Below are 21,825 nucleotides of genomic sequence, written 5' to 3'. Positions count from 1 at the left end.
GATTGAATGGCCGCCATGTTGTATGCAAATGTCAGTTTTGGCGAGTCAAGATTTGTCAATTCTTGATGGTTATAGCCGGCGGTCCATGATGTGATTGTCGCGCAACATCTACTAACTTCGTTGAATTTGCACGAACACCGCTTAATCGAAAATGTATTATTTCTATTAATACGGATTATTACGTATTATTTCGATGAGTACGTCTCCAAAGCGAAAGGCGATTATATCTATTTGAGAGTTCTGTATCTATTTTGTTTACCAATTTGTATCGAGCTGGATATTTGGCGGGTCGTTGCTCCCGTTATGTAATAAGTCGATACAACGCCCGTTATTGCCCTGTAACGACCGGCAGCGTGGTAGTTGTAGTACTGGTATATCAGGTGTGCTTGTACTAGGTTTGGGGGCTGGGCATAATTCCCTCATGCCGCAGCAGCCGGCGCGGCAGGGTAGCCTTTTACCCTCGCGCGAGGCTCGAGCCGGATTGTCTATTTGCAGAGCGCATCCATGGCCCAAACCCTTTACGACAAACTCTGGGACGCCCACATCGTCCACCAGGAATCAGACGGCACCTGTCTGCTCTATATCGACCGCCACCTGCTGCACGAGGTCACCAGCCCGCAGGCGTTCGAAGGGCTGACGCTGGCCGGCCGCAAGCCGTGGCGCACCGGCGCCAACCTCGCGGTGGCCGACCACAACGTGCCCACCCTGAATCGCGCCCAGGGCATCGACGATCCGATCTCGCGCCTGCAGGTCGACACGCTGGACGCCAACTGCGGCAAGTACGGCATTACCGAATTCCGCATGAACGACCTGCGCCAGGGCATCGTGCACGTCATCGGGCCGGAGCAGGGCGCCACCCTGCCGGGCATGACGGTGGTCTGTGGCGACTCGCACACCAGCACGCACGGCGCGCTGGGCGCGCTGGCCTTCGGCATCGGCACGTCCGAGGTCGAGCACGTGCTCGCGACGCAGACGCTGCTCATGAAGAAAGCCAAGAGCATGCTGATCAAGGTCGAAGGCGAACTGCCTTTCGGCTGTACCGCCAAGGACGTCGTGCTGCACATCATCGGCATCATCGGCACGGCCGGCGGCACGGGCCACGCAATCGAGTTCGCCGGCAGCACGATCCGCGCGCTGACCGTCGAGGGCCGCATGACCGTCTGCAACATGGCGATCGAAGCCGGCGCGCGTTCGGGCATGGTGGCGGTCGACGACAAGACCATCGAATACTTCCGCGGACGCCCCTTTGCCCCCACGGGCATCGTGTGGGACCAGGCAGTCAAGTACTGGCGCACCCTGCACACCGACGAAGGCGCCAAGTTTGATACGGTGGTGCAAGTCGATGCGCGCGACATCAAGCCGCAGGTGACCTGGGGCACGTCGCCGGAAATGGTGCTGCCGGTCGATTCCCGCGTGCCGGACCCCGACCGTGAAAAGGACGATGTGCGCCGCAGCGGCATGGAGCGCGCGCTCGAATACATGGGCCTGAAGCCCAACATGCCGCTGACCGACATCCGCGTGGATCGCGTGTTCATCGGCTCCTGCACCAACTCCCGCATCGAAGATCTGCGCGCGGCGGCCGTGGTGGCGCGCGGCAAGCGCGTGGCGTCCAATGTGCGGCAGGCGATGGTGGTGCCCGGCTCCGGCCTGGTGAAGCAACAGGCCGAGCGCGAAGGGCTGGACAAGATTTTCATCGAAGCCGGCTTCGAATGGCGTGAACCGGGCTGTTCGATGTGCCTGGCCATGAACGCCGACCGCCTCGAACCCGGCGAGCGCTGCGCTTCGACCTCCAACCGCAATTTCGAGGGACGGCAGGGACAGGGCGGCCGCACGCACCTGGTCAGCCCGGCCATGGCCGCCGCCGCGGCTGTCGCCGGCCATTTCGTCGACGTCCGCACGTTCCGTTAAGCGTCTAGCATCGAGTAAACAACATGCAAGCATTTACCACTCACGAAGGCCTGGTGGCGCCGCTCGACCGCGAAAACGTCGACACGGACCTCATCATCCCCAAGCAGTTCCTCAAGTCCATCCAGCGCACGGGCTTCGGGCCCAACCTGTTCGACGAGCTGCGTTACCTGGACCACGGCGAACCGGGCATGGACAACAGCAAGCGTCCGCTGAACCCGGATTTCGTGCTGAATCAGCCGCGCTACCAGGGCGCCTCGATCCTGCTGGCCCGCAAGAACTTCGGTTGCGGTTCCAGCCGCGAGCACGCGCCGTGGGCGCTGACCCAGTTCGGCTTTCGCGCCATCATCGCGCCGTCCTACGCCGACATCTTTTTCAACAACAGCTTCAAGAACGGCCTCTTGCCGATCGTGCTGTCCGAGCTGGAAGTGGCGCGCCTCTTTGACGAAGTGAAGGCCTTCCCCGGCTACAAGCTGAACATCGACCTCGACCGCCAGGTCGTGATCGCCGCGGATGGCCGCGCCATGGGCTTTGACATCGAGCCCTTCCGCAAGTATTGCCTTCTCAATGGCCTGGACGACATCGGCCTGACGCTGCGCCACGCCGACAAGATCCGCGCCTTCGAAGCCGAGCGCCTGGCCCGCCACCCGTGGCTGGAAAGCCGCCCGGTCGCCTGATCACTACCCATCGACCACAGGAACGCTCTCAATGACCCACAACATCGCAGTCTTGCCCGGCGACGGCATCGGCCCGGAAATCGTCGAACAGGCCGTGCGCGTCCTGAAGGCGCTGGACGTGCCCTTGGACATCAAGCAGGCGCCGGTCGGCGGCGCGGCATTCGACCAGTTCGAACACCCCCTGCCGCCCGCCACGCTGAACCTCGCCAAGGAATCGCACGCCGTGCTGTTCGGCGCGGTCGGCGACTGGAAGTACGACAGCCTGCCGCGTGAATTCCGGCCGGAACAGGCCATCCTGGGCCTGCGCAAGGCCCTGGGCCTGTTCGCCAACCTGCGTCCGGCGATTCTGTATCCGGAACTGGCAAGCGCCTCGTCGCTCAAGCCCGAGATCGTGTCGGGCCTGGACATCCTGATCATCCGCGAGCTCACCGGCGACATCTATTTCGGCACGCCGCGCGGCGTGCGTTCGTCGCCGGACGGCGCGTTCACCGGCGAGCGCGAAGGCTACGACACCATGCGCTACGCCGAATCCGAAGTGCGCCGCATTGCGCGCATCGGCTTCGAGTCGGCCCAAAAGCGCAACAAGAAGCTGTGCAGCGTCGACAAGGCCAACGTGCTGGAGACCTCGCAGTTCTGGCGCGACATCGTCATCGAGGTGGCGCGCGAGTACCCGGACGTCGAGCTGTCGCATATGTATGTCGACAACGCCGCCATGCAGCTCGTGCGCAATCCGCGCCAGTTCGACGTCATCGTCACCGGCAACCTGTTCGGCGACATTCTCTCGGACGAGGCGGCCATGCTGACCGGCTCGATCGGCATGCTGCCCTCGGCGTCGCTCAACGCTGGTGGCCAGGGCCTGTACGAACCCAGCCACGGTTCGGCGCCGGATATCGCGGGGCAGGGCATCGCCAACCCGCTCGCCACGATCCTGTCGGCCGCGATGCTGCTGCGCTATTCGCTGAACCTCGCGCCGCAGGCCGACCGCATCGAAGAGGCGGTGCGCAGCGTGCTGGCCAGCGGTCTTCGCACCGCCGACATCTTCGAACCCGGCACGACCAAGGTCAGCACCGCCGGCATGGGCGACGCCGTGCTCAAGGCGCTGGCCTGACAGGGCGCGGGCTGGTTTCACAGCCATCCATATAGATCTGTATGGATATATATAGGTAGAGGGAAGGGGCTGCCCGCGCGGCCCCTTCCGCTTCCTGGCCCCGTTTTTTTCTAGCTGCATCGCAACATCCCCGCGTGCATTCTGATAAATTGTTGAATTGCACGGAATTTCCCCTCCCATCTTGTCACCCCATTTAAAGAGCGATTGAAATGAATCAAGCAGTAGGCCTTGTCGGCTGGCGCGGTATGGTCGGCTCGGTGCTCATGCAACGCATGCGCGACGAGAACGACTTCGCACTGATCGAACCGGTGTTTTTCTCCACCAGCAACGCTGGCGGCGCGGCGCCCACTTGGGCGACCGGCGCGGGCCCGCTGCAAGACGCCTACAACATCGACGCTCTGAAAAAACTGCCGATCATCGTGACGGCGCAAGGCGGGGACTACACCTCCGAGGTCTATCCCAAGCTGCGCGGCGCGGGCTGGAACGGCATCTGGATCGACGCGGCCAGCACCCTGCGCATGGCCGACGACGCCATCATCGTGCTGGATCCGGTCAATCGTCCGGTGATCGACGCGGCCCTAAAGCGCGGCGTGCGCAACTTCATCGGCGGCAACTGCACGGTGAGCTGCATGCTGATGGGCCTGGCGGGCCTCTTCAACAACGACCTGGTCGAATGGATGACCTCCATGACGTACCAGGCCGCGTCCGGCGGCGGCGCGCAGCACATGCGTGAACTGCTGACCCAGTTCGGCGAGATCAACCAGTCGGTCAAGCCCCTGCTGGACGACCCCGCGTCGGCCATCCTGGAAATCGACCGTGGCGTGCTGGCCAAGCAGAAGGACGCTGCGCTGCCCCACGAGCACTTTGGCGTGCCGCTGGGCGGCAACCTGATTCCCTGGATCGACAAGGACCTGGGCGACGGGATGTCCAAGGAAGAATGGAAGGGCGAGGTCGAGACCAACAAGATCCTGGGCCGCGGCGCCGCCTTCGGCACGCCCGCCACCCCGATCGACGGCCTGTGCGTGCGCATCGGCGCGATGCGCTGCCACAGCCAGGCGCTGACCATCAAACTCAAGCGCGACGTGTCGCTCGACGAAATCGAAGCCCTCATCGCGCAGGGCACGCAGTGGGCCAAGGTCGTTCCCAACACCAAGGAAGCCACCGTCTCGGCGCTCACCCCGGTCGCCGTCACCGGCACGCTGGACATCCCGGTGGGACGCCTGCGCAAGCTGTCGATGGGTTCGCAGTACCTGGGCGCCTTCACGGTCGGCGACCAGCTCCTGTGGGGCGCCGCCGAACCGCTGCGCCGCATGCTGCGCATTGCGCTGAACGAAGCCTGATGCCCGGCCGGGCGGCGCGTCGGGCTGCCCGGACCTTCGCCACAGCAATCAGGGCACCTTTGGGTGCCCTTGTTTTTTGCGGCGCGTGTGCCCGCCGGCCAAGGTGCATGCCCCTTTCAGGTTTGTGAAATGCGCTTGATCCATTACACTTTTCGGGTGAATTGAGGCCTTTTTTTGCGCTGCAAATGGCGCGAATGGGCCTAAGCCCGTAATTCGATTACAAGAACGGAATTCCAGCTTATGACCCAGCGTTCGCGCCAAGTGAAGCATGCCCGCCGTTTGAAGACCCTTCAGTGGGCAATTGCGCTGGCGATCGGTTCAAGCGTCTGCGGTTCGGCGCTGGCCATGCGCGTGGGGCATTCGCGCGTCGTTTCCGTGCCCGGCGCGCCGCTGCAGGCGCTGGTGGGCCTGCAGGAATTGACGCCCGAAGAGATCAGCTCGCTCAAGGTGTCCATTGCTGACGAAGCTGCGTGGCAGCGCGCCGGCGTCAAGCCGCCGGTGCCGTTGGCCAGCATGGTGGTCCGGGTCGAGAACGGCATGGATCCCACGCGCAAGAATTTGCGGGTGCGGTCTGTGCAGGCGCCTGCGAGCGGCGCTGTCGACCTGCTGCTCGACATCAATTCCAGTTCGGGCCAGCGGCAGGTGCAGGTCAGCATCCTGGTGCCCCTGCGCGGTACCGGCGCAGACATCACGCCCGCCGCCGTCGGCGCGCCGGCCAGGGCTGGCGGGACGGCGGGCTCCGTCACGGTGAAATCGGGCGACTACCTTTTCGCCATCGCCCAGCGCAATGCCGTGCCCAACGCGTCGGTCTACCAGATGCTGGTGGCATTGTGGCGCGCCAATCCGCAGGCCTTCATCCAGAACAACATGAATCTGGTGCGCGCCGGCCAGACGCTCAAGATTCCAGATGCCGCCACGGTGCGCGCCATTGATCCGGCCGAAGCGCGCCGCATCTTCAACGAACATGCCGAGGCCTACGCCAAGTACCGCGGTCGCGTGGGGGCGGCAGCAGGCGCGAACCCCTCGGTCGTCAAGGGACAGGACGCCGCCTCCGGCACCGTCGCTCCGCCGGCCGACGCGGGCGTGGCCAGCGCAGCGCCGGCGCAGGACCGTGTGCGCCTGTCCACCGGCCAGGCGCAGGACAGCGCCGCCGCCCAGGCCGAGGCGCAGGCTGATGCCAAGACCTCATCCGAACGCGCCCTGGCGGACGCGCGCGGACGCGTGGACCAGCTTCAAAGCAACGTCGACGACCTGACCAAGGCCGTCGCCCAGCAATCGGCCGGGGCGGGAGCCACGGGCGCTGCTGGCTCCTCTGGTGCGGCAGGTACTTCGGGCGCAGCAGGCACGCCGGGCACGGCAGGTACGCCGGGCGCAGCGGGGACGCCGGGCGCAGCAGGCGCACCGGGCACGGCAGGTACTTCGGGCGCAGCAGGCACGCCGGGCACGGCAGGTACGCCGGGCGCAGCGGGTACGCCGGGCGCAGCAGGTACGCCGGGCGCAGCAGGTACGCCGGGCGCAGCAGGCACGCCGGGCACGGCAGGCACGCCGGGCACGGCAGGTGCGCCGGGGGCAGCAGGCACGCCGGGCGCAGCAGGGACGCCGGGCGCAGCAGGCACGCCGGGTGCAGCAGGCACGCCGGGCGCAGCAGGTACGCCAGGCGCAGCAGGCACGCCGGGTGCAGCAGGCACGCCGGGCGCAGCAGGCACGCCGGGTGCAGCAGGCACGCCGGGCGCAGCAGGCACGTCGGGCACAGCAGGCACGCCGGGCACAGCAGGCACCCCGGGTGTGGCAGGCACGCCGGGTGCAGCGGGCACGCCGGGCACTGCAGGTGCACCGGGCGCAGCAGGGACTTCGGGCACAGCAGGTACTTCGGGCACAGCAGGCACGCCGGGCGCAGCAGGCTCCCCCGGCGCGGCCGGATCGTCGCCCGCCGCATCCGACAAGCCCGTCGGCACGCTCCCCGACAAGACCGATCAGCCGGGCATGCCCGGCTGGCTGGCCGACAATCTGCTCGTAATCGTTACCGCGGTGCTGGCGCTCGTCGCCTTCGCCATCGCCTGGCTGTTGCGCCGGGCTGGCGCACGGCGCGATGACGATGACGAGGATAGCTATACCGACAACGAGCCGGTGCTGGACACGGCAGCGCTGAACCGCAGGCTCGACACCATCAATCTCGACCTGGACGTACCGCCCACGGACGAACCGCGCCGTGTCGGCGGTCCTCGGGTTTGAAGCATGTCTAGAGTTGCATTGGGGCTGGCGTATGACGGCTCCGCCTGGCAGGGTTGGCAGACACAGCCGCACCGGCAGACGGTGCAGGACTCGCTGGAGTCCGCCCTGGCCAGTTTCTGCGGCGTTGCCGAGCCGGTCCCCACGATCTGCGCCGGCCGCACCGACACCGGTGTGCACGGGGCAATGCAGGTGGTCCATCTGGACACCACGCTGAACCGCAGAACGGAATCCTGGGTGCGCGGCGTGAACGCGTTCCTGCCGCCCAGCATTTCGGTGCAGTGGGCCCAGGAAGTCTCCGACGAATTCCATGCGCGTTTTTCCGCTCGCGCACGCACCTATGTATACCTGCTCTGGCGTGGCCGGGTTCGTCCGGCGCTGTGGGCAGGGCGTGCCGGCTGGTGCTTCCAGCCGCTGGACGTGGACGCCATGCGCGAGGCGGCGAAGGCCTTGATCGGCGAGCACGACTTTTCCAGCTTCCGGTCGTCGCAATGCCAGGCCAAGCACCCGGTGCGGTACATGCATCGCCTGGACATCGAGGAGCGGGGGCCATTCCTGGTGTTCACGCTGAAGGCGAATGCATTCCTGCACCACATGGTGCGCAACATCATGGGCGCGCTGCTGCAGATCGGGCAGGGCAGGGAATCGGTCGACTGGATGCCGCAGCTCCTGGCCTGGCGTGACCGCAGGCGGGGCGCGCCCACGTTCGCGCCCGATGGCCTGTATCTGGCCGCCATCGACTATCCCGACACCTTCGGCCTGCAGGAACTCGACGGCGGGGCCACGCTGTTGTCGCCCTTTACTCAATCCTGAGGGACGCCGCCACCCCGGCGGCGCATTCCCGCGCCTTATCGGAGGCATGCGTCATGCAACGCCGCGCGTTTTTGAAGCAAACCGCCTTGGCCGCCGCGGGCGGCGCCGTGTTGGGCAAGGCCGTCGCCCAGGATGCGTCCGGCGTCGCGCAGGATGCGCTGCCCCCGGCACCGGATGCCGCGCCCGCCGTCCCCGACGCGCCGGGCACCGTGCCGCCCGCCCCGCCCGCCGCCGCCGATGCGCCCGCCATCGTGCAGGAGGCGCCCCGGCTGACCTGGCGATTGGCCTCGACCTTCCCGAACGAGTCGCCCACGCTCTTTGCCGGCGCCGAAGACGTCGCCCGCTACGTGGCCGATGTCACGGAAGGGCGCTTCGTCATCGAAATCCTGCCGGCCGGCAAACTGCCGCGGCCCGACCAAGTCCTGCAAGCCGTGCAGCGCCGCGACGTCGACTGCGGCCACACGGTGTCCACCCGCTATTTCGATACCGACCCGGCCCTCTCGTTCGATGCCTGCGTGCCGTTCGGGCTGAACACCCGCCAGATGAACGCGTGGATGAACCAGGGCGAAGGCCTGACGCTCACGCGCGAGGCGTTCGGCAGATACGGCATTCTGAACTTTCCTTGCGGCCAAACCGGCGCGCAGATGGGAGGGTGGTTTCGCGGTGAAATCAAGACGGTCGATGACCTGCGCGGCCTCAAGGTGCACGCGGGCGGCTTTGCCCGCCACGTGCTGGCGCGTCTGGGCGCCGTGCCCGTCGACATACCCGTGGAACAGGCCTACGCCGCGCTGGAAGATGGCCGCGTGGACGCGGTGGCGTGGATCGGTCCCTACGACGACGAGCGCCTTTCCCTTTACAAAGTGGCGCGCAACTACTATTTCCCGGGGTGGTGGGCGGGGACCCAGCAATTGTCGCTCTACGTGAACAAGGCCGCGTACGACGAATTACCGAAGCCCTTCCAGTCCGCGCTGTCGCTGGCCTGCGCCATGGCCACCGGCAACATGATCGCCCAGTACGATGCCGGCAATCCGGACGCGCTGCGCCGGCTGGTGTCGCAGGGCGCGCAACTGAAAGCGTTCCCGAGGCCGGTCCTGCAGGCCTGCTACGAGGCCTCGCTGGCGGCTTACAATGAACTCAGCGCCAAAGACCCGATGTTCAAGCGGCTCTACGACAGCATGCTGGCTTTCCGCAACAAGCAGGCCCCGTGGTCCCGCATGGCCGAGGGCAGCTTCGACAACATGGTGGCCACGCTGGGCGCGCAGGGCACCTAGCCCCGCCAGCGCCCGGGACATAATCCCCTGGCCCCGGCAAGTCGCCGCGGGACCACATTCCTCTCGAAAATGCCATGCGTACACGCATCAAGATCTGCGGGCTGACCCGCGAAGAAGACATCGACGCCGCCGTCTCGGCCGGCGCGGACGCGATTGGCTTCGTCTTCTATCCGAAGAGCAAGCGTTGCCTCACGCCGACCCGCGCCGCGCAACTGCGCCGCGCGGTGCCGGCATTCGTCGATGTCGTCGCGCTTTTCGTGAATGCCGAAGACGAGCTTGTGCGCACCGTGCAGGGCGAAGTCGGCCCCGACCTGCTGCAATTCCATGGCGACGAATCGCCGCTGGACTGCGCGCGCTTCGGCCACCGCTTCCTGCGGGCTTTCCGCGCCGGCGCGCCCGGCCTGGATACGGCGGACACGCTGGCCTCGGCGTGCCGCGCGTACGGCGAGGCGGCGGGCTGGCTGTTCGACAGCTACAGCGCGGGCTACGGCGGGAGCGGACACGGATTCGATTACGCGCTGCTCGACGACGTGCGGGCCGATCCGGTCTCGCGTCCCTTGATCCTGTCCGGCGGATTGAACGCCGAGAACGTGGGCGCCGCGATCGAAAAGGTGCGTCCTTGGGCGATCGATGTGAGTAGTGGCGTTGAAGTCGAGCAAGGAATAAAAAGTTCTGATAGAATTTCGTTCTTCGTTGCTGCGGCACATGACGCAGACACGAAGTTGAAGGGTAATTAGTAGTAGTGCCTGACTTGCGAGGCATGCGGAATTAATCTTCCAAATGCGTTGTGCAAGGGTGAAAGGGCGTTAGCCAAACTGAGCTAAGCCGATCCCCAAAGCGCAAAAGCCGCAATAAAAAATGCAAAAAATCTTCCAAGACGATTTGCATAGTTTAAAAAAGCACTATATAATTCTTCTTCTTTGCAGGCGGTTAGCTCAGCTGGTTAGAGCGCCACGTTGACATCGTGGAGGTCGTTGGTTCGATTCCAATACCGCCTACCAAATTCCTGCAAAGGTGTGTTCAATAGAGCTAGTCGGACACAGACCTGAAAAGCCGCGTAAGTCATATGACTTCGCGGCTTTTTGCATTTCTTCCCGATTTTCGCGCAGTATCCGGATCGGGTGGCGCATTTTTGCCGCGTCCATTTTGCCGCGTCGATGGCGGCTAACTGATTTGCGGTATGCAGGTTGATTACAAAAATGCCGCTTCAGAGGCGAGAAGATAATGCGCCACGGTCTTGGGCTTCCAGCAGCCAAACCAGCAGGCATCATCGGCACCCCATCCCATACTGCCGGTATATTCCGTCTTTCCCCCATCAAAGCCCGCCCATGCAATCCATTCTGAAGGCGATACTTCTGGCCCAGTTGCTGTGGCTGCCGGCCTGCGCAATCAAGGCACCTGCGCCAGCGCAGGCGCGTCCCGAGGAAGCGCCGATGTATGCCGGCGGCGATCGCCGCGCGGTTGCGGCGTTGCGGGCAGGCGACGAGCAGCAGGCCGTGGAGGCGACGAAAAAGTTCGGATCTCCGAGCGCGGCCGCGCAGGCGAAGATTGAGCAGGGATACCGCCTGCATCGTGAAAACCAGTCTGGCCTGGCCATGCGGCGCTTCAATCAGGCCTGGTTGCTGAACCCGGACAATCCCGAAGTGTATGCGGGCTTTGCGGCGTTGCTCGAAGACCAGCGCAAGGTATGCCAGGCGATGAGCATGATGGATCGGGCAATGAGCTTGAACCCGCCGACGTTTCGGGGCCTTTATGCGGATGCCGGCCGGATCGCGGCGCGTTGCGCGGCGGAGGACAAGACGCTGCCGCCCGAGGCCCGCATCGCGGCCACGGCGCGTTCGGACGAGTGGTATCGCAAGGGCGAGGCCGTGGAGCCGGACAAGGGCTATCTGTATGCCTCGTGGGCGACCGCCTACTATTCGCGCGGCCAGTTCGGCGAAGCGTGGGCCATGGTCCATAAGTCGCGCGCCGCCGGGGGCAGCCCCAGCGCGGATTTCGTGCGGATGCTGCGCGCCAGGATGCCGGAGCCTGCCTCGTCGTGAGACCAGCGCCGCGCCCGCGCGGGGCGGCAACGTGACCGGGCAATTGCGATATCCTGCACACCATCATGATGAGAGCACTTTGGTTATGCCTGGGCTGCCTGATGCTGGCGCTGGGTGTCATCGGCGCCTTCCTGCCGGTGATGCCGACGACGATCTTCCTGATCCTGGCAGTGGCCTGCTTTTCCCGCTCGTCGCCACGGCTCGAGAAATGGCTGCTGGATAGTCCGACGTACGGCCCGTCGTTGCGCGCGTGGCGCGAGCAGGGCGCCGTGTCGCGCAAGGGGAAGGCGTACGCTTGCGTGGGGATGGCGGCGGGCTATCTGCTGTTTTACTGGAGCGCGCATCCCTCGTTGGCGCTCGCCGTCGGCGTGGGCATCTTCTTTCTGGCCAGCGCGGCGTATGTCGTCAGCCGGCCGAGCCCGAAGATCGACGGGTCGGCCAGCACGCGGCCAGGCGAGTAGCCAGCGCCCGTCGTCGACCGACCCGGCACCCTCTTTCAATGCGAATGCCGCGGATCGCCGCGCGTCTCCACTACCTTCAAGTAAAGGGTTGCAGCCTCCAGGCAGCCGCCCGTCGACAACTGCCCCACGGTCTGCCGGTACAGTTCCTGCCAGGGCGTCTGCGAGGGCGGCGCTTCGTACGGCGGATCCTGGCGACGCTTGTCCAATTCCGCTTCGTCCACCAGCAAGGTGACCGACCGCTGGTTCAAATCGACCCGGATCCTGTCGCCCGTGCGCAGCAGCGCCAGTCCACCGCCCACCGCGGCTTCGGGCGACATGTTCAGGATCGACGGACTGGCTGAGGTGCCGCTCTGGCGCCCGTCTCCCATGCAGGGCAGCGAGTCGATGCCGCGCTTGAGCAGGTGCGAAGGGGGCGCCATGTTCACGACTTCCGCGCTTCCTGGGTAACCGACCGTGCCGGCGCCGCGGATCACCAGGATGCAGTGCTCGTCGATATTCAGGGCAGGGTCCTCGATGCGGGCGTGATAGTCCTCCGGTCCCTCGAATACGATGGCCCGCGCCTCAAATGCGTTCTCCGAACCGGGTTCGGACAGGTAGGCGCGGCGGAATGCCTCGCCCACGACCGACATTTTGATGATGGCGCTGTCAAAGAAATTGCCCGACAGCACGATGAAGCCCGCGCGGTGCTTGAGCGGCGCGTCGCAAGTGCGGATCACGTCGGCGTTGTGGGTTTTGGACGCGGCGGCGATCTCGCCGATGGTCTTGCCGGACACGGTCCGGCAGTCCGGATGCAGGCGGCCGGCGGCCAGCAGTTCATGCAAGACGGCCGGCACCCCGCCCGCGCGGTGAAATTCTTCGCCGAGGTGTTCGCCCGCTGGCACGCAATTGACCAGCAAGGGCACGTCTTCGCCCAAACGCTGCCAGTCGTCCAGGCTCAGGTCGATGCCCGCGTGGCGGGCCATGGCGATCAGGTGGGGCGGGCAGTTGGTGGACGCGCCCAGGGCCGACGCGACGACGATGGCGTTCTCGAACGCCTGCCGGGTCATGATGTGGGACGGACGCAGGTCTTCGCGCACCATGTCGCAGATGCGCATGCCGGTGGCATAGGCCATCTGGCCGCGCTCGCGGTAGGGCGCGGGGATGCTGGCGCAGGTGGGCAGGGACATGCCCAGCGCTTCGGCCAGCGAGTTCATGGACAGGGCGGTGCCCATGGTGTTGCAGTGGCCGATCGACGGCGACGAGGCGGTCGCCAGCGTCATGAAGCCTTCGTAGTCCAGCTTGCCCGCGGCCATCAGGTTGCGCGCGTGCCAGATGACGGTGCCCGATCCCACGCGCTGGCCTTCATGCCAGCCATCCAGCATGGGACCGCCGGACAGCACGATGGCCGGGATGTCCACCGTGGCCGCTGCCATGAGACAGGCAGGGGTGGTCTTGTCGCAGCCCGTGGTCAGGACCACGCCGTCCAGCGGATAGCCATGCAGGATCTCCACCAGGCCCAGGTAAGCCAGGTTCCGGTCCAGCGCGGCGGTGGGCCGGCGGCCTTGCTCGGCCAGCGGATGCACCGGGAATTCCATCGGAATGCCGCCCGCGTCCCGGATGCCGGCCTTGATGCGTTCGGCCAGCGCCAGGTGATGGCGGTTGCAGGGCGCCAGGTCGCTGCCCGTCTGGGCGATGCCGATGATGGGCCGCCCCGATTGCAGTTCCTGGCGCGTCAGGCCGTAGTTGAGATAGCGCTCGACGTAGATCGCCGTCATATCGGCGTGCGAGGGATCGTCGAACCATTTCTGGCTGCGCAGTCTGCGCGGGGTCTGGGACATGGCTGTCTCGCTTGCTTCGGTTGCATACAGGCCCGGACCGAAGAGCGATCCGGGCCGCCAGGGCTAGTTGCGCGCCTTCTGGATTTCGTCGTTCAACTGCTTGACCAGTTCGGGCCCGAGTTCCTGGGTGTACTTGTCGACCACGGGCTGCACCTTCTGGCGCATGCGGGCGACTTCCTCGGGCGAAACCGTGTTGATCTTCATGCCGTTCTTTTCCAGCGTGCCCATGGCCTTGGTGGAATCGGCGCGGCTGTCCTTGCGTTCGAAATCGCGCGACGCCGCCGCGGCCTGGCGGATGAGCTTCTGTTCGTCCGGCGACAAGGTGTCCCACCATTTCTTGGAGGCCATCACCACCCACGGCGTGTAGACGTGGCGCGTAATGGTCAGGTAGGGCTGCACCTCATAGAACTTGCTGCTCTGGATCGTGGTGATGGGATTTTCCTGGCCGTCCACCGTGCGGGTTTCCAGCGCGGTGAAGAGTTCCGAGAACGGCATCGGCACGGCATTGGCGCCCAGCGTGTTGAAGACGCCCAGCGCGATCTGGTTCTGCATGACGCGCAGCTTGATCCCCTCCAGATCCTCGGCGCGCGTGATCGGGCGCTTGGAATTGGTCATATTGCGAAAGCCGTTTTCCCAGTAGACCAGGCCGACCAGCCCCTTGGCTTCGAGCTTTTTCAGGAGCTCCTGGCCGAGCTGCCCGTCCAGCACCGCATCGGCTTCCTTTTCGCTGTTGAACAGAAACGGCAGGTCGAACACGCCAAATTCCTTGACCATGCCGGCCAGGGGGGCGGTCGAACCCACCATCATTTCCTGCGCGCCGCCCACCAGCGCGCTCTGCATCTGCTCGTCGGAGCCCAGGTTGGCCGATCCGAAGGTCCTCATCTTGAGCTTGCCGCCGCTCGCTTTTTCGAGTTCCTGCGCCAGGTAGCGGGCCGCGCGGCCCTGCACGCTTTCCTCGTTCAGCCCGTAGCCGAAGCGGATGAGGCGCGGTTTGACGTCCGCGGCCGCGGCCACGCCGGCGACGGTGCAGGACAGCACCGTGGCCAGGACAAGAATGCGGGTCTTGAAATGCTTGATCATGGTGTTCCTCCTTGGGGTTTCAGGTGCCGCTAGTGCAGCCAGCGTGCGGGTACGGTGATCAGTTCGGGAAAGATCACCAGCAGGATCAACAGCAGGGTGTAGGCCACGACGTAGCGCCACACCCCTTTGCAGATGGTTTCCATATTGATGCGGGCGACGCCGCAGACGACGTTGAGCACCGTGCCCACCGGGGGCGTCAGCAGGCCGACGCTGCCGACCATGACGAACATGACGCCGAAGTACACGGGGTCGATGCCAGCCTTGGTGACCACGGGCATCAGCACGGGACCGAGGATCAGGATGGTCGGGGTCAGGTCCATCACCGTGCCCACCAGCGTCAGCAGGATCAGCAGCGCGAACATCAGCAGCTTGGGCTGGTCCATGACGGGCTCGAGCAGCGCGATCAGATCCTGCGGCAAATCGGCCAGGGTGATCATGTACGACGAGACCATGGCGGCGGCCACCAGAAACATGACGACGGCAGTGGTGCGCGCGGCGTTGATGAAAAGGCGGCCCAGGTCGCGCAGTCCGATCTCCCGATAGACGAAAAGGCTGACCAGAAGCGCATACACGGCCGCGACGACGGCGGCTTCCGTCGGCGTGAAGATGCCGCCCCGCAGGCCGCCAATGATGATGACCGGCAGCATGAGCGCCCAGAGGGATCCGCGCAGCGCCTTCCAGCGATTGCTCCAGGGCTCGCGCGGCGAAGGCGTGATGCTGCCGTGCTTGCGCGCCACCCAGGTCCAGACGGTCACCAGCGTCAGGCCCATCATCAGGCCGGGCGCAATGCCGGCGAAGAACAGCTTGGTGATCGACACGTTGGTGGCGACCCCGAAAATGATGAATGAGATCGACGGCGGGATGATGGGTGCGATGATGCCGCCGGCCGCGATCAGGCCCGACGCCTGGCCGGCGTCATAGCCCTTGTCACGCAGCATGGGGATCAGCAGCGAGCCCAATGCCGCCGCGTCTGCCACGGCCGAACCCGACAGCGAGGCGAGCAATACGCTGGCGAAGATGGCGACATAGCCCAGGCCGCCCTGGATGTGGCCCACGAAGGTGTTGGCCAGGTGAACGATGCGGCGCGAAATGCCGCCCGCGTTCATGACTTCGCCGGCCAGCATGAAGAGCGGCACCGCCATCAGCGTGAAGCTGTTGGCGCCCGACAACATGTTCTGGGCAAGGAGCTGGGTGTCGAAGAAATCCAGCTGGAACATCATGACGATCGCGCTGATGATCAACGCGAACGCGATCGGCATGCCCAGGGCGATCAGCCCCAGCAGCACAACGAGGAAAATGGTCAGGATCATTGCAGGTATCCGGGCGGATGGTTGGAGGCGCGCGGGGAGGGCCGGGTCAGACGGCCGGGTCTTCCGGGCTGGACTCGGCCGGCAGCGGGCCGCCCGCGATCACGCGGACCAGGTCGATGAGCGTCAGGATGCCCATGGCCACGGCGGCGTACAGACCGGCCGCGCTGAATACCGCTACGGGCATGCCGGTGACGGGCAGCACGGTGTCCAGGCCAATGGCGGTCTGGACCCAGCTTCCCTCGGCCATCAGCCACAGCACCCACAGGATCAGCAACTGGCAGGCGATGTGCGTCACCCGGCGGGCGGCCGAGCCGAAGCGTTCCACCAGCATGGTCACGCCGATGTGCTGGTGTTCCCGCAGCGCGATCACCGCACCCAGGAAAATCATCCATACGAAGGCCAGGCGTGAGATCTCGTCGGAGACGTTGATGCCGGAGTTAAAGAGATAGCGCAGCGCCACGTTGCCGAACAGCAGCACGACCATGGCGCTCAGACAGACGACCATCAGCCAGGTCTGCAGCGCAAAGCACCAGTCCGCGGCGCGGGACAGCGACGAACGGCCGGGACGCGTGGGTCCCGGCCGCCCCGAGGGGGAAGCTTGCATGTTTGTCTCCTTCCGTTTCCCGGATTTTTCTGGATTATGCTGGCAGGAATGTTAGCGCTAACATTTTCCCTTTGGCAACCCCTAATTTTTGCGTCAGACTACGCGCTTCCCACCCACCGCGAGGGTCCATGTCCGTCCGTAAACCCCGAAGCTCGCGCGCCGGCCGCGTCACCATGCAGGATGTCGCGCGCCGCGTGGGTGTCAGCGCGATCACGGTGTCGCGCGCCTTGCGCACCCCGGACAAGGTGGCCGAAGACCTGCGCCAGCACATCGCCCGGGTCTGCCAGGAACTGGGCTACGTGCCGAACCACGCGGCCAGCGCGCTCGCCTCGGCGCGGTCGCAGACCATCGTGGTGCTGATCCCGTCGCTGAGCAACGTGGTGTTCGTGGACATCATCACCGGCATCAAAGAGGTGCTGGACACGCACGGCTACCACATGCTGATCGGCGTGACCGGCTACTCGCCCGACGAGGAAGAGGCCCTGCTGCGCAAGTACCTGCAGCATTCGCCCGACGGGGTGGTGCTGACGGGCATCGACCACAATCCGGGTGTCTGGGAGCTGCTGCGCGCCCAGGCGATTCCGACCGTGCACACGATCGAGACGCTCGACGGCGCCGAGGACATGAGCGTCGGGTTCTCGCAGTTCGACTCGGGCTACGCCGCGGGCCGCCATTTGGTCGAGCGCGGCTACCGCCGCATCGGCATCGTCGGCGCGCAACTGGACCCGCGCTCGCTGCGCCGGTGCGAGGGTTGCCGCCAGGCCCTGCGCGACGCCGGCCTGTACGACGCAACGCTGGAGATCATGACGCCGGAAAAGTCCTCCATCAGCCTGGGGGCGGCATTGATGGAAGACCTGCACACGCGCCATCCCGATTGCGACGCCGTGTTCTTCTGCAACGACGACCTGGCGCAGGGCGCGGTGTTCCAGTGCGGCCGCCAGGGGCTGCGCGTGCCCGAACAGATGGCGATCATCGGTTTCCACGACCTCGCGGGAACGGCCTGGACCACGCCGCCCCTGTCCACGATCGCGACTCCGCGCTACCGGATCGGCCTGTCGGCCGCGCAATTGCTGATGCGGCATCTGGCGGGAGAGACGGTGCTGGAACGGCACGTGGACCTGGGCTTCACGCTGGTCCAGCGCGAAACGAGCTGAGCCCGGCGGTCGGGCTCGAGGGCTCGTCACCCCGCCCGGCGCAGCGCCAGGAACACCCCCGATGCCATGATCAGCCCCATGCCCGCCAACGCCAGCGCGTCGGGCGGACGCTGGAACCAGAACGTGCTGAAACCCACGGCCAGCAGAAGCTGGAAATAATTCAGCGGGGCAAGCGTCGCGGCCGATACGCGCTGGAAGGCGGCGATCAGCAGGATCTGCGCCAGTCCGCTGCAGGCGCCCAGGGCGATGATGATGGCCGTGTCGGCCGGTCCGGGCCACGGGTCGGGCAGGAAGAACGGCGCCGGCAGCGCGGTCACGATCAGGCAGATGAAGGCCGTGTACGCGTACTGCACCGGCCCGGGCACCTTGTTGGACAGCTTGCGCGTCAGCACCTGGAAGATGGCGTAGCTGACAGCCGACACGGCCATCAGCAGCGTCCCCAGCAGCGGCAGGTCGGCGCCCGGCCGCACGATCAGCAGCATGCCGGCAAAGCCGGCGGCGACGGCGCCCCATTGCGCCGGGCGCACGTGTTCGCCCAGCAGCCACGGCGATAGCGCGACCATGATGAGCGGGGCCGTGAAATAGATGGCGGTGGCTTCGGACAGCGGCATCCAGATCAGGGCCGTCATGAAGCAGGTGGCCACGGTGGCCAGCATGACGCCGCGCAGCACCAGCAGCGGCTTTTCCGGCGCGTCGCGCAGGCGCAGGCCGCGCCCATGGCGCCACAGCATTGCGATCGCCAGCGTCACCACCGCCAGGTAGCGCATCACGTTCAGGAAGGGCGCCGGATAGCGCTCCAGCATCTGCTTGGCCCCCGCGTCGAAGGTGGCAAAGGCCACCAGCGCCGCGAAGAACAGCAGAATGCCGGTCTGGCGCGTGGTGCTGCGGGCGGGCAGCGAGCCGGGCAGGGCGCTCATGCGGCGGGCGCGCGGTCAGGCGCCGCCACGGCCGTAACCCTGGAGAAACGCATCCAGCGCCGGGCCGATCGCCTCGACCATGTAGCCGCCTTCCTGCACCACCACGGTCGGGACGCCCAGGCTGGCGACGCGCGCGCCGATGTCGCGGTAGGCGTCGATGTCCAGCTTGAGCACGCTGATGGGATCGTCCTTGTAGGTGTCGAATCCCAGCGCCAGCACCAGCGCCTGCGGCGCGTAGCCCGCCAGCGCGTCCAGGGCGGTGTCCAGCGCCCGCAGGAATTCGGGGTTGCCGCTGCCGTGCGCAAGCGGCAGGTTCATGTTGAATCCTTCGCCCGCGCCATGCCCGCGCTCGTGCGCGTAACCGGTGTAGAAGGGGTAGTAGCCCGCCGGGTCGGCGTGCAGCGATACCGTCATCACGTCCGCGCGCTGGTAGAAGATGTTCTGCGTGCCGTCGCCGTGATGCGCGTCCACGTCCAGCACGGCCACTTTCGACCACGTCTGCAGCAGCCGGCTGGCCGCCGTGGCGCTGCTGTTCAGGTAGCAGAAGCCGCCGGCACGGTCGCGGTGGGCGTGGTGGCCCGACGGCCGGCACAGCGCGTACGCCACGCTGCCCGCGCCCGCGACGTGGTCCGCCGCCGCCACCGCGCTATGGGTGGACCGCAGGGCCGACCGCCAGGTCTGCGGCCCGATGGGGCAGGACAGGTCGCTCAGGTAGTAGCCGGTCTGCGCCACGATGGACGGGGATGGGCAGGGGCCTCGCCCGGCCTGGTCGATACGCCCGTTGTAATAGGGCGAGAGGTTGGGCAGCACCTCCGGACCCGGATCGACGCCGGGCGCCTTCAAGGCCTGCCAACGCGCATAGGCGGTTTCCAGGTAGTCCAGGTAATCCGTGCTGTGGACATGCTCGAGCGGCTTGCGGCCGTAGTCGGCGGGCGCTTCGACCCGGATGCCCCGGGCCGCCAGCGCGCCTTGCAGGCTTTCCGCGCGGGACGGCAGGTCGGTCGGCGCGGTAATGCGCCCCAGCCGCATGAACTGGCGGGGGGAATGCAGCAACTGTTCTTCGGAGAAAAACGCCTTCATGGATATCCTCGTAGCGGCCGTCGCGGTGGGAGCCGGATGCGCGGGTTCAGGCCCGCTTGAGTTCGATTTCGACGAACACGAATTCCGTGTCGCTGGGGTTGATGACGTTGTGCTCGATACCCACCGGCCGGTAGTACGCCACGCCGGTGGTGAGCTGGCTGGTGACCTGGCCGTTGGGGGTGTCCAGCAGCAGGGGGCCGGTGGTTTGCGGCACGACCACGTAGTTCATGCCGTGGCGGTGCCAGCCCGTCTCTCCACCCGGGGGAAAGCGCCACTCGGTGACGGTGACCAGCTCGTTGTCGATCTGCACGGTGGGAACGGCGGCGGGGCGTTGCATGGAAGTTCTCCTGGTAGTCGGTGAATGGTTGCCGCCGGGTCAGGCGGCCTGGGCCTTGGTGGGATCCCAGTGCTGGCCCGGCACGGCCGCGATCAACTGGCGCGTATAGGCGTGCTGCGGGTTGTCGAAGATCTGCGCGGGCGATCCGTACTCCACCACCTTGCCCCGGTGCATGACCAGCACCGAATTGCAGATCTGCGCCGCCACGCGCAGGTCATGGGTGATGAACACCAGCGCGATCTTCAGCCGCTGCTGCAGGTCGTGCAGCAGTTGCAGCACCTGCGCCTGCACCGAGACGTCCAGCGCCGACACCGATTCGTCGGCGACCAACACCTTGGGCTCCAGCGCCAGGGCGCGCGCGATGCCGATGCGCTGGCGCTGGCCGCCCGAAAACTGGTTCGGGTAGCGGTCGAAGGCGGACGGGTCCAGGCCCACCAGCGACAGCAGCTCGCGCACCCGGACCTCGGCTTGCGCGCGGGGTACCCCATTGGCGACGGGGCCGTCGCTGATGATGCGGCCCACGGTGTGGCGGGGGTTGAGCGAGGCGAACGGGTCCTGGAAGATCATCTGGATCTGATGCCGCATCGGCCGAAAGCGCGACTCGGACAGGGCGGCGATGTCCTGGCCGTCAAAGAGCAGTTGGCCGGCATTGATGCCCACCAGCTTCAGCAGGCATTTGCCGATGGTGGACTTGCCCGATCCGGATTCGCCCACGATGCCCAGCGTCTCGCCGCGCCGCACGGCAAAGCTCACGCCGTCCACCGCATGCACCTCGCGCTTGCCGCCCAGCCAGCCGTGGCCGATCACGTAGGTCTTCTTCAGGTCCTTGACTTCCAGCACCGGCCGGTCGTTGGCGCTTTCGGCGCGTTCCTCGCCGCGGCGGTGCGGCACCGCCGCGATCAGGCGCTGGGTGTAAGGGTGGCGGGGCCGGTTGAGTACCTCGCTGGCGGGGCCTTGCTCGACCAGCACGCCTTTCTCCATGACCGCGACGCGGTGGGCGATCTCGGCCACCACCCCGAAATCGTGGGTGACGAACATCACGCCCATGCCTTTTTCTTTCTGGATGCGCGCGATCAGCGCCAGGATCTGCGCCTGCGTGGTGACGTCCAGCGCGGTCGTGGGCTCGTCGGCGATCAGGAGCGCCGGCTCCAGCGCCAGCGCCATGGCGATCATGACCCGCTGCCGCTGGCCGCCGGACAGCCGGAACGGATACACGTGATACAGCGTGGCCGGATCGGGCAGCCCCACGAATTCAAGCAGTTCCAGCGTGCGTTTCAGGCGCGCCGCGCCCGGATAGGCGTCGTGCACGCGCATCACCTCGCTGATCTGCTCGCCGACGGTCATCAGCGGGTTCAGGGCCGACAGCGGCTCCTGGAAGATCATCGCCATGTCCTTGCCGCGCATGGCCTGCAGGGCGGGTTCGTCGAGCCGCAGCAGGTCCTGGCCGCGGAACAGGATGCGGCCCTGCTGCGGCGTCAGGTAGTCGGGCAGCAGTCCTATGATGGCGTTGGCGCTCATGGACTTGCCCGAGCCGGATTCGCCGACGATGCACAGGATCTCGCCCGCGCGGATGTCGTACGACACGTCCTGCACCGCGTAGGGGCGGTCGCCGCCCCGGGGCAGCGCGATGGTCAGGTTCTGGATGGACAGCAGCGGTGCGGTTTCTGGATTTGCATTCAT

Annotated in this window: 19 protein-coding genes and 1 tRNA gene; 12 read left to right on the top strand and 8 right to left on the bottom strand. The window is 66.1% G+C overall.

Translation table 11 applies throughout. The annotated features are described in order from the left end of the window. Positions 1 to 504: 504 nt before the first annotated feature. From leuC to BXA00_RS28220, 11 genes are all read left to right on the top strand, one after another. Positions 505 to 1,908 (top strand): 3-isopropylmalate dehydratase large subunit, encoded by a 1,404-nt coding sequence (gene leuC / locus BXA00_RS28270; RefSeq protein WP_076521677.1) that lies wholly within the window; start codon positions 505 to 507, stop codon positions 1,906 to 1,908. A 23-nt stretch (positions 1,909 to 1,931) separates the two neighbouring features. Further along, entirely contained in the window at positions 1,932 to 2,582 is a 651-nt protein-coding gene (leuD, locus tag BXA00_RS28265; protein ID WP_076521676.1) for a 3-isopropylmalate dehydratase small subunit, read from the top strand. A 31-nt stretch (positions 2,583 to 2,613) separates the two neighbouring features. Further along, positions 2,614 to 3,690, top strand: coding sequence for a 3-isopropylmalate dehydrogenase (gene leuB / locus BXA00_RS28260; RefSeq protein WP_076521675.1), 1,077 nt, complete (start codon positions 2,614 to 2,616; stop codon positions 3,688 to 3,690). A gap of 209 nt (positions 3,691 to 3,899) precedes the next feature. Continuing rightward, on the top strand, positions 3,900 to 5,030 hold the full coding sequence (gene asd / locus BXA00_RS28255) for an aspartate-semialdehyde dehydrogenase (protein WP_076521674.1): 1,131 nt from the start codon (positions 3,900 to 3,902) through the stop codon (positions 5,028 to 5,030). Between the two features lie 240 nt (positions 5,031 to 5,270). Continuing rightward, the gene (locus BXA00_RS28250) at positions 5,271 to 7,262 is read left to right on the top strand and encodes a FimV family protein (RefSeq protein ID WP_076521673.1); all 1,992 of its coding nucleotides are present in this window, start codon (positions 5,271 to 5,273) and stop codon (positions 7,260 to 7,262) included. 3 nt (positions 7,263 to 7,265) lie between these two features. Then, positions 7,266 to 8,072, top strand: coding sequence for a tRNA pseudouridine(38-40) synthase TruA (gene truA / locus BXA00_RS28245; RefSeq protein ID WP_076521672.1), 807 nt, complete (start codon positions 7,266 to 7,268; stop codon positions 8,070 to 8,072). 53 nt (positions 8,073 to 8,125) lie between these two features. Next, positions 8,126 to 9,343 carry a TRAP transporter substrate-binding protein gene (locus tag BXA00_RS28240; protein ID WP_083714357.1) on the top strand — a complete coding sequence of 406 codons (1,218 nt, stop codon included), beginning with the start codon at positions 8,126 to 8,128 and terminating at the stop codon, positions 9,341 to 9,343. 74 nt (positions 9,344 to 9,417) lie between these two features. Then, complete coding sequence (locus BXA00_RS28235) at positions 9,418 to 10,080, top strand: phosphoribosylanthranilate isomerase (protein WP_076521671.1); 663 nt, start codon at positions 9,418 to 9,420, stop codon at positions 10,078 to 10,080. 187 nt (positions 10,081 to 10,267) lie between these two features. Then, a tRNA-Val gene (locus BXA00_RS28230) sits at positions 10,268 to 10,344 on the top strand. A 327-nt stretch (positions 10,345 to 10,671) separates the two neighbouring features. Next, positions 10,672 to 11,385 carry a hypothetical protein gene (locus BXA00_RS28225; protein ID WP_076521670.1) on the top strand — a complete coding sequence of 238 codons (714 nt, stop codon included), beginning with the start codon at positions 10,672 to 10,674 and terminating at the stop codon, positions 11,383 to 11,385. 65 nt (positions 11,386 to 11,450) lie between these two features. After that, positions 11,451 to 11,846, top strand: a complete 396-nt coding sequence (locus tag BXA00_RS28220; protein WP_076521669.1) for a YbaN family protein — start codon at positions 11,451 to 11,453, stop codon at positions 11,844 to 11,846. Positions 11,847 to 11,881: 35 nt separating this feature from the next. Here BXA00_RS28220 and BXA00_RS28215 read toward each other — a convergent pair whose 3' ends face one another. The 4 genes from BXA00_RS28215 to BXA00_RS28200 form a co-directional block, all read right to left on the bottom strand. After that, positions 11,882 to 13,663 carry an IlvD/Edd family dehydratase gene (locus BXA00_RS28215; protein WP_076521668.1) on the bottom strand — a complete coding sequence of 594 codons (1,782 nt, stop codon included), beginning with the start codon at positions 13,661 to 13,663 and terminating at the stop codon, positions 11,882 to 11,884. Between the two features lie 63 nt (positions 13,664 to 13,726). Next, the gene (locus tag BXA00_RS28210; protein ID WP_076521667.1) at positions 13,727 to 14,743 is read right to left on the bottom strand and encodes a TRAP transporter substrate-binding protein; all 1,017 of its coding nucleotides are present in this window, start codon (positions 14,741 to 14,743) and stop codon (positions 13,727 to 13,729) included. 29 nt (positions 14,744 to 14,772) lie between these two features. Beyond that, positions 14,773 to 16,053: a TRAP transporter large permease gene (locus tag BXA00_RS28205; protein ID WP_076521666.1), complete on the bottom strand. Its 1,281-nt coding sequence runs from the start codon at positions 16,051 to 16,053 to the stop codon at positions 14,773 to 14,775. A gap of 46 nt (positions 16,054 to 16,099) precedes the next feature. Next, positions 16,100 to 16,657: a TRAP transporter small permease gene (locus tag BXA00_RS28200; protein WP_076521665.1), complete on the bottom strand. Its 558-nt coding sequence runs from the start codon at positions 16,655 to 16,657 to the stop codon at positions 16,100 to 16,102. Positions 16,658 to 16,785: 128 nt separating this feature from the next. Between BXA00_RS28200 and BXA00_RS28195 the strand changes: the two genes are divergently transcribed. Next, entirely contained in the window at positions 16,786 to 17,811 is a 1,026-nt protein-coding gene (locus tag BXA00_RS28195; RefSeq protein ID WP_076521664.1) for a LacI family DNA-binding transcriptional regulator, read from the top strand. Positions 17,812 to 17,837: 26 nt separating this feature from the next. Here BXA00_RS28195 and BXA00_RS28190 read toward each other — a convergent pair whose 3' ends face one another. From BXA00_RS28190 to BXA00_RS28175, 4 genes are read right to left on the bottom strand one after another with little or no spacing between them, the layout of a single operon-like run. Then, positions 17,838 to 18,728 (bottom strand): DMT family transporter, encoded by an 891-nt coding sequence (locus BXA00_RS28190; RefSeq protein ID WP_076521663.1) that lies wholly within the window; start codon positions 18,726 to 18,728, stop codon positions 17,838 to 17,840. Positions 18,729 to 18,743: 15 nt separating this feature from the next. Then, positions 18,744 to 19,808 (bottom strand): histone deacetylase family protein, encoded by a 1,065-nt coding sequence (locus tag BXA00_RS28185; protein WP_076521662.1) that lies wholly within the window; start codon positions 19,806 to 19,808, stop codon positions 18,744 to 18,746. Positions 19,809 to 19,854: 46 nt separating this feature from the next. Further along, on the bottom strand, positions 19,855 to 20,145 hold the full coding sequence (locus tag BXA00_RS28180; protein WP_076521661.1) for a cupin domain-containing protein: 291 nt from the start codon (positions 20,143 to 20,145) through the stop codon (positions 19,855 to 19,857). A 39-nt stretch (positions 20,146 to 20,184) separates the two neighbouring features. Further along, positions 20,185 to 21,825 carry an ABC transporter ATP-binding protein gene (locus BXA00_RS28175; RefSeq protein ID WP_076521660.1) on the bottom strand — a complete coding sequence of 547 codons (1,641 nt, stop codon included), beginning with the start codon at positions 21,823 to 21,825 and terminating at the stop codon, positions 20,185 to 20,187.

Origin of the sequence: Achromobacter sp. MFA1 R4, assembly GCF_900156745.1 — a bacterium.
GTDB lineage: Bacteria > Pseudomonadota > Gammaproteobacteria > Burkholderiales > Burkholderiaceae_B > Achromobacter.
Note: the sequence above shows the minus strand (reverse complement) of the source record. Positions and strands in the feature narration are given on the sequence as shown.

What these genes read in the sequence shown, in the direction of transcription:
- leuC (WP_076521677.1), top strand. Translation starts at nt 505, where the DNA reads ATGGCCCAAACCCTTTACGACAAACTCTGGGACGCCCACATCGTCCAC.
- leuD (WP_076521676.1), top strand. Translation starts at nt 1,932, where the DNA reads ATGCAAGCATTTACCACTCACGAAGGCCTGGTGGCGCCGCTCGACCGC.
- leuB (WP_076521675.1), top strand. Translation starts at nt 2,614, where the DNA reads ATGACCCACAACATCGCAGTCTTGCCCGGCGACGGCATCGGCCCGGAA.
- asd (WP_076521674.1), top strand. Translation starts at nt 3,900, where the DNA reads ATGAATCAAGCAGTAGGCCTTGTCGGCTGGCGCGGTATGGTCGGCTCG.
- BXA00_RS28250 (WP_076521673.1), top strand. Translation starts at nt 5,271, where the DNA reads ATGACCCAGCGTTCGCGCCAAGTGAAGCATGCCCGCCGTTTGAAGACC.
- truA (WP_076521672.1), top strand. Translation starts at nt 7,266, where the DNA reads ATGTCTAGAGTTGCATTGGGGCTGGCGTATGACGGCTCCGCCTGGCAG.
- BXA00_RS28240 (WP_083714357.1), top strand. Translation starts at nt 8,126, where the DNA reads ATGCAACGCCGCGCGTTTTTGAAGCAAACCGCCTTGGCCGCCGCGGGC.
- BXA00_RS28235 (WP_076521671.1), top strand. Translation starts at nt 9,418, where the DNA reads ATGCGTACACGCATCAAGATCTGCGGGCTGACCCGCGAAGAAGACATC.
- BXA00_RS28225 (WP_076521670.1), top strand. Translation starts at nt 10,672, where the DNA reads ATGCAATCCATTCTGAAGGCGATACTTCTGGCCCAGTTGCTGTGGCTG.
- BXA00_RS28220 (WP_076521669.1), top strand. Translation starts at nt 11,451, where the DNA reads ATGATGAGAGCACTTTGGTTATGCCTGGGCTGCCTGATGCTGGCGCTG.
- BXA00_RS28215 (WP_076521668.1), bottom strand. Translation starts at nt 13,663, where the DNA reads ATGTCCCAGACCCCGCGCAGACTGCGCAGCCAGAAATGGTTCGACGAT.
- BXA00_RS28210 (WP_076521667.1), bottom strand. Translation starts at nt 14,743, where the DNA reads ATGATCAAGCATTTCAAGACCCGCATTCTTGTCCTGGCCACGGTGCTG.
- BXA00_RS28205 (WP_076521666.1), bottom strand. Translation starts at nt 16,053, where the DNA reads ATGATCCTGACCATTTTCCTCGTTGTGCTGCTGGGGCTGATCGCCCTG.
- BXA00_RS28200 (WP_076521665.1), bottom strand. Translation starts at nt 16,657, where the DNA reads ATGCAAGCTTCCCCCTCGGGGCGGCCGGGACCCACGCGTCCCGGCCGT.
- BXA00_RS28195 (WP_076521664.1), top strand. Translation starts at nt 16,786, where the DNA reads ATGTCCGTCCGTAAACCCCGAAGCTCGCGCGCCGGCCGCGTCACCATG.
- BXA00_RS28190 (WP_076521663.1), bottom strand. Translation starts at nt 18,728, where the DNA reads ATGAGCGCCCTGCCCGGCTCGCTGCCCGCCCGCAGCACCACGCGCCAG.
- BXA00_RS28185 (WP_076521662.1), bottom strand. Translation starts at nt 19,808, where the DNA reads ATGAAGGCGTTTTTCTCCGAAGAACAGTTGCTGCATTCCCCCCGCCAG.
- BXA00_RS28180 (WP_076521661.1), bottom strand. Translation starts at nt 20,145, where the DNA reads ATGCAACGCCCCGCCGCCGTTCCCACCGTGCAGATCGACAACGAGCTG.
- BXA00_RS28175 (WP_076521660.1), bottom strand. Translation starts at nt 21,825, where the DNA reads ATGAATGCAAATCCAGAAACCGCACCGCTGCTGTCCATCCAGAACCTG.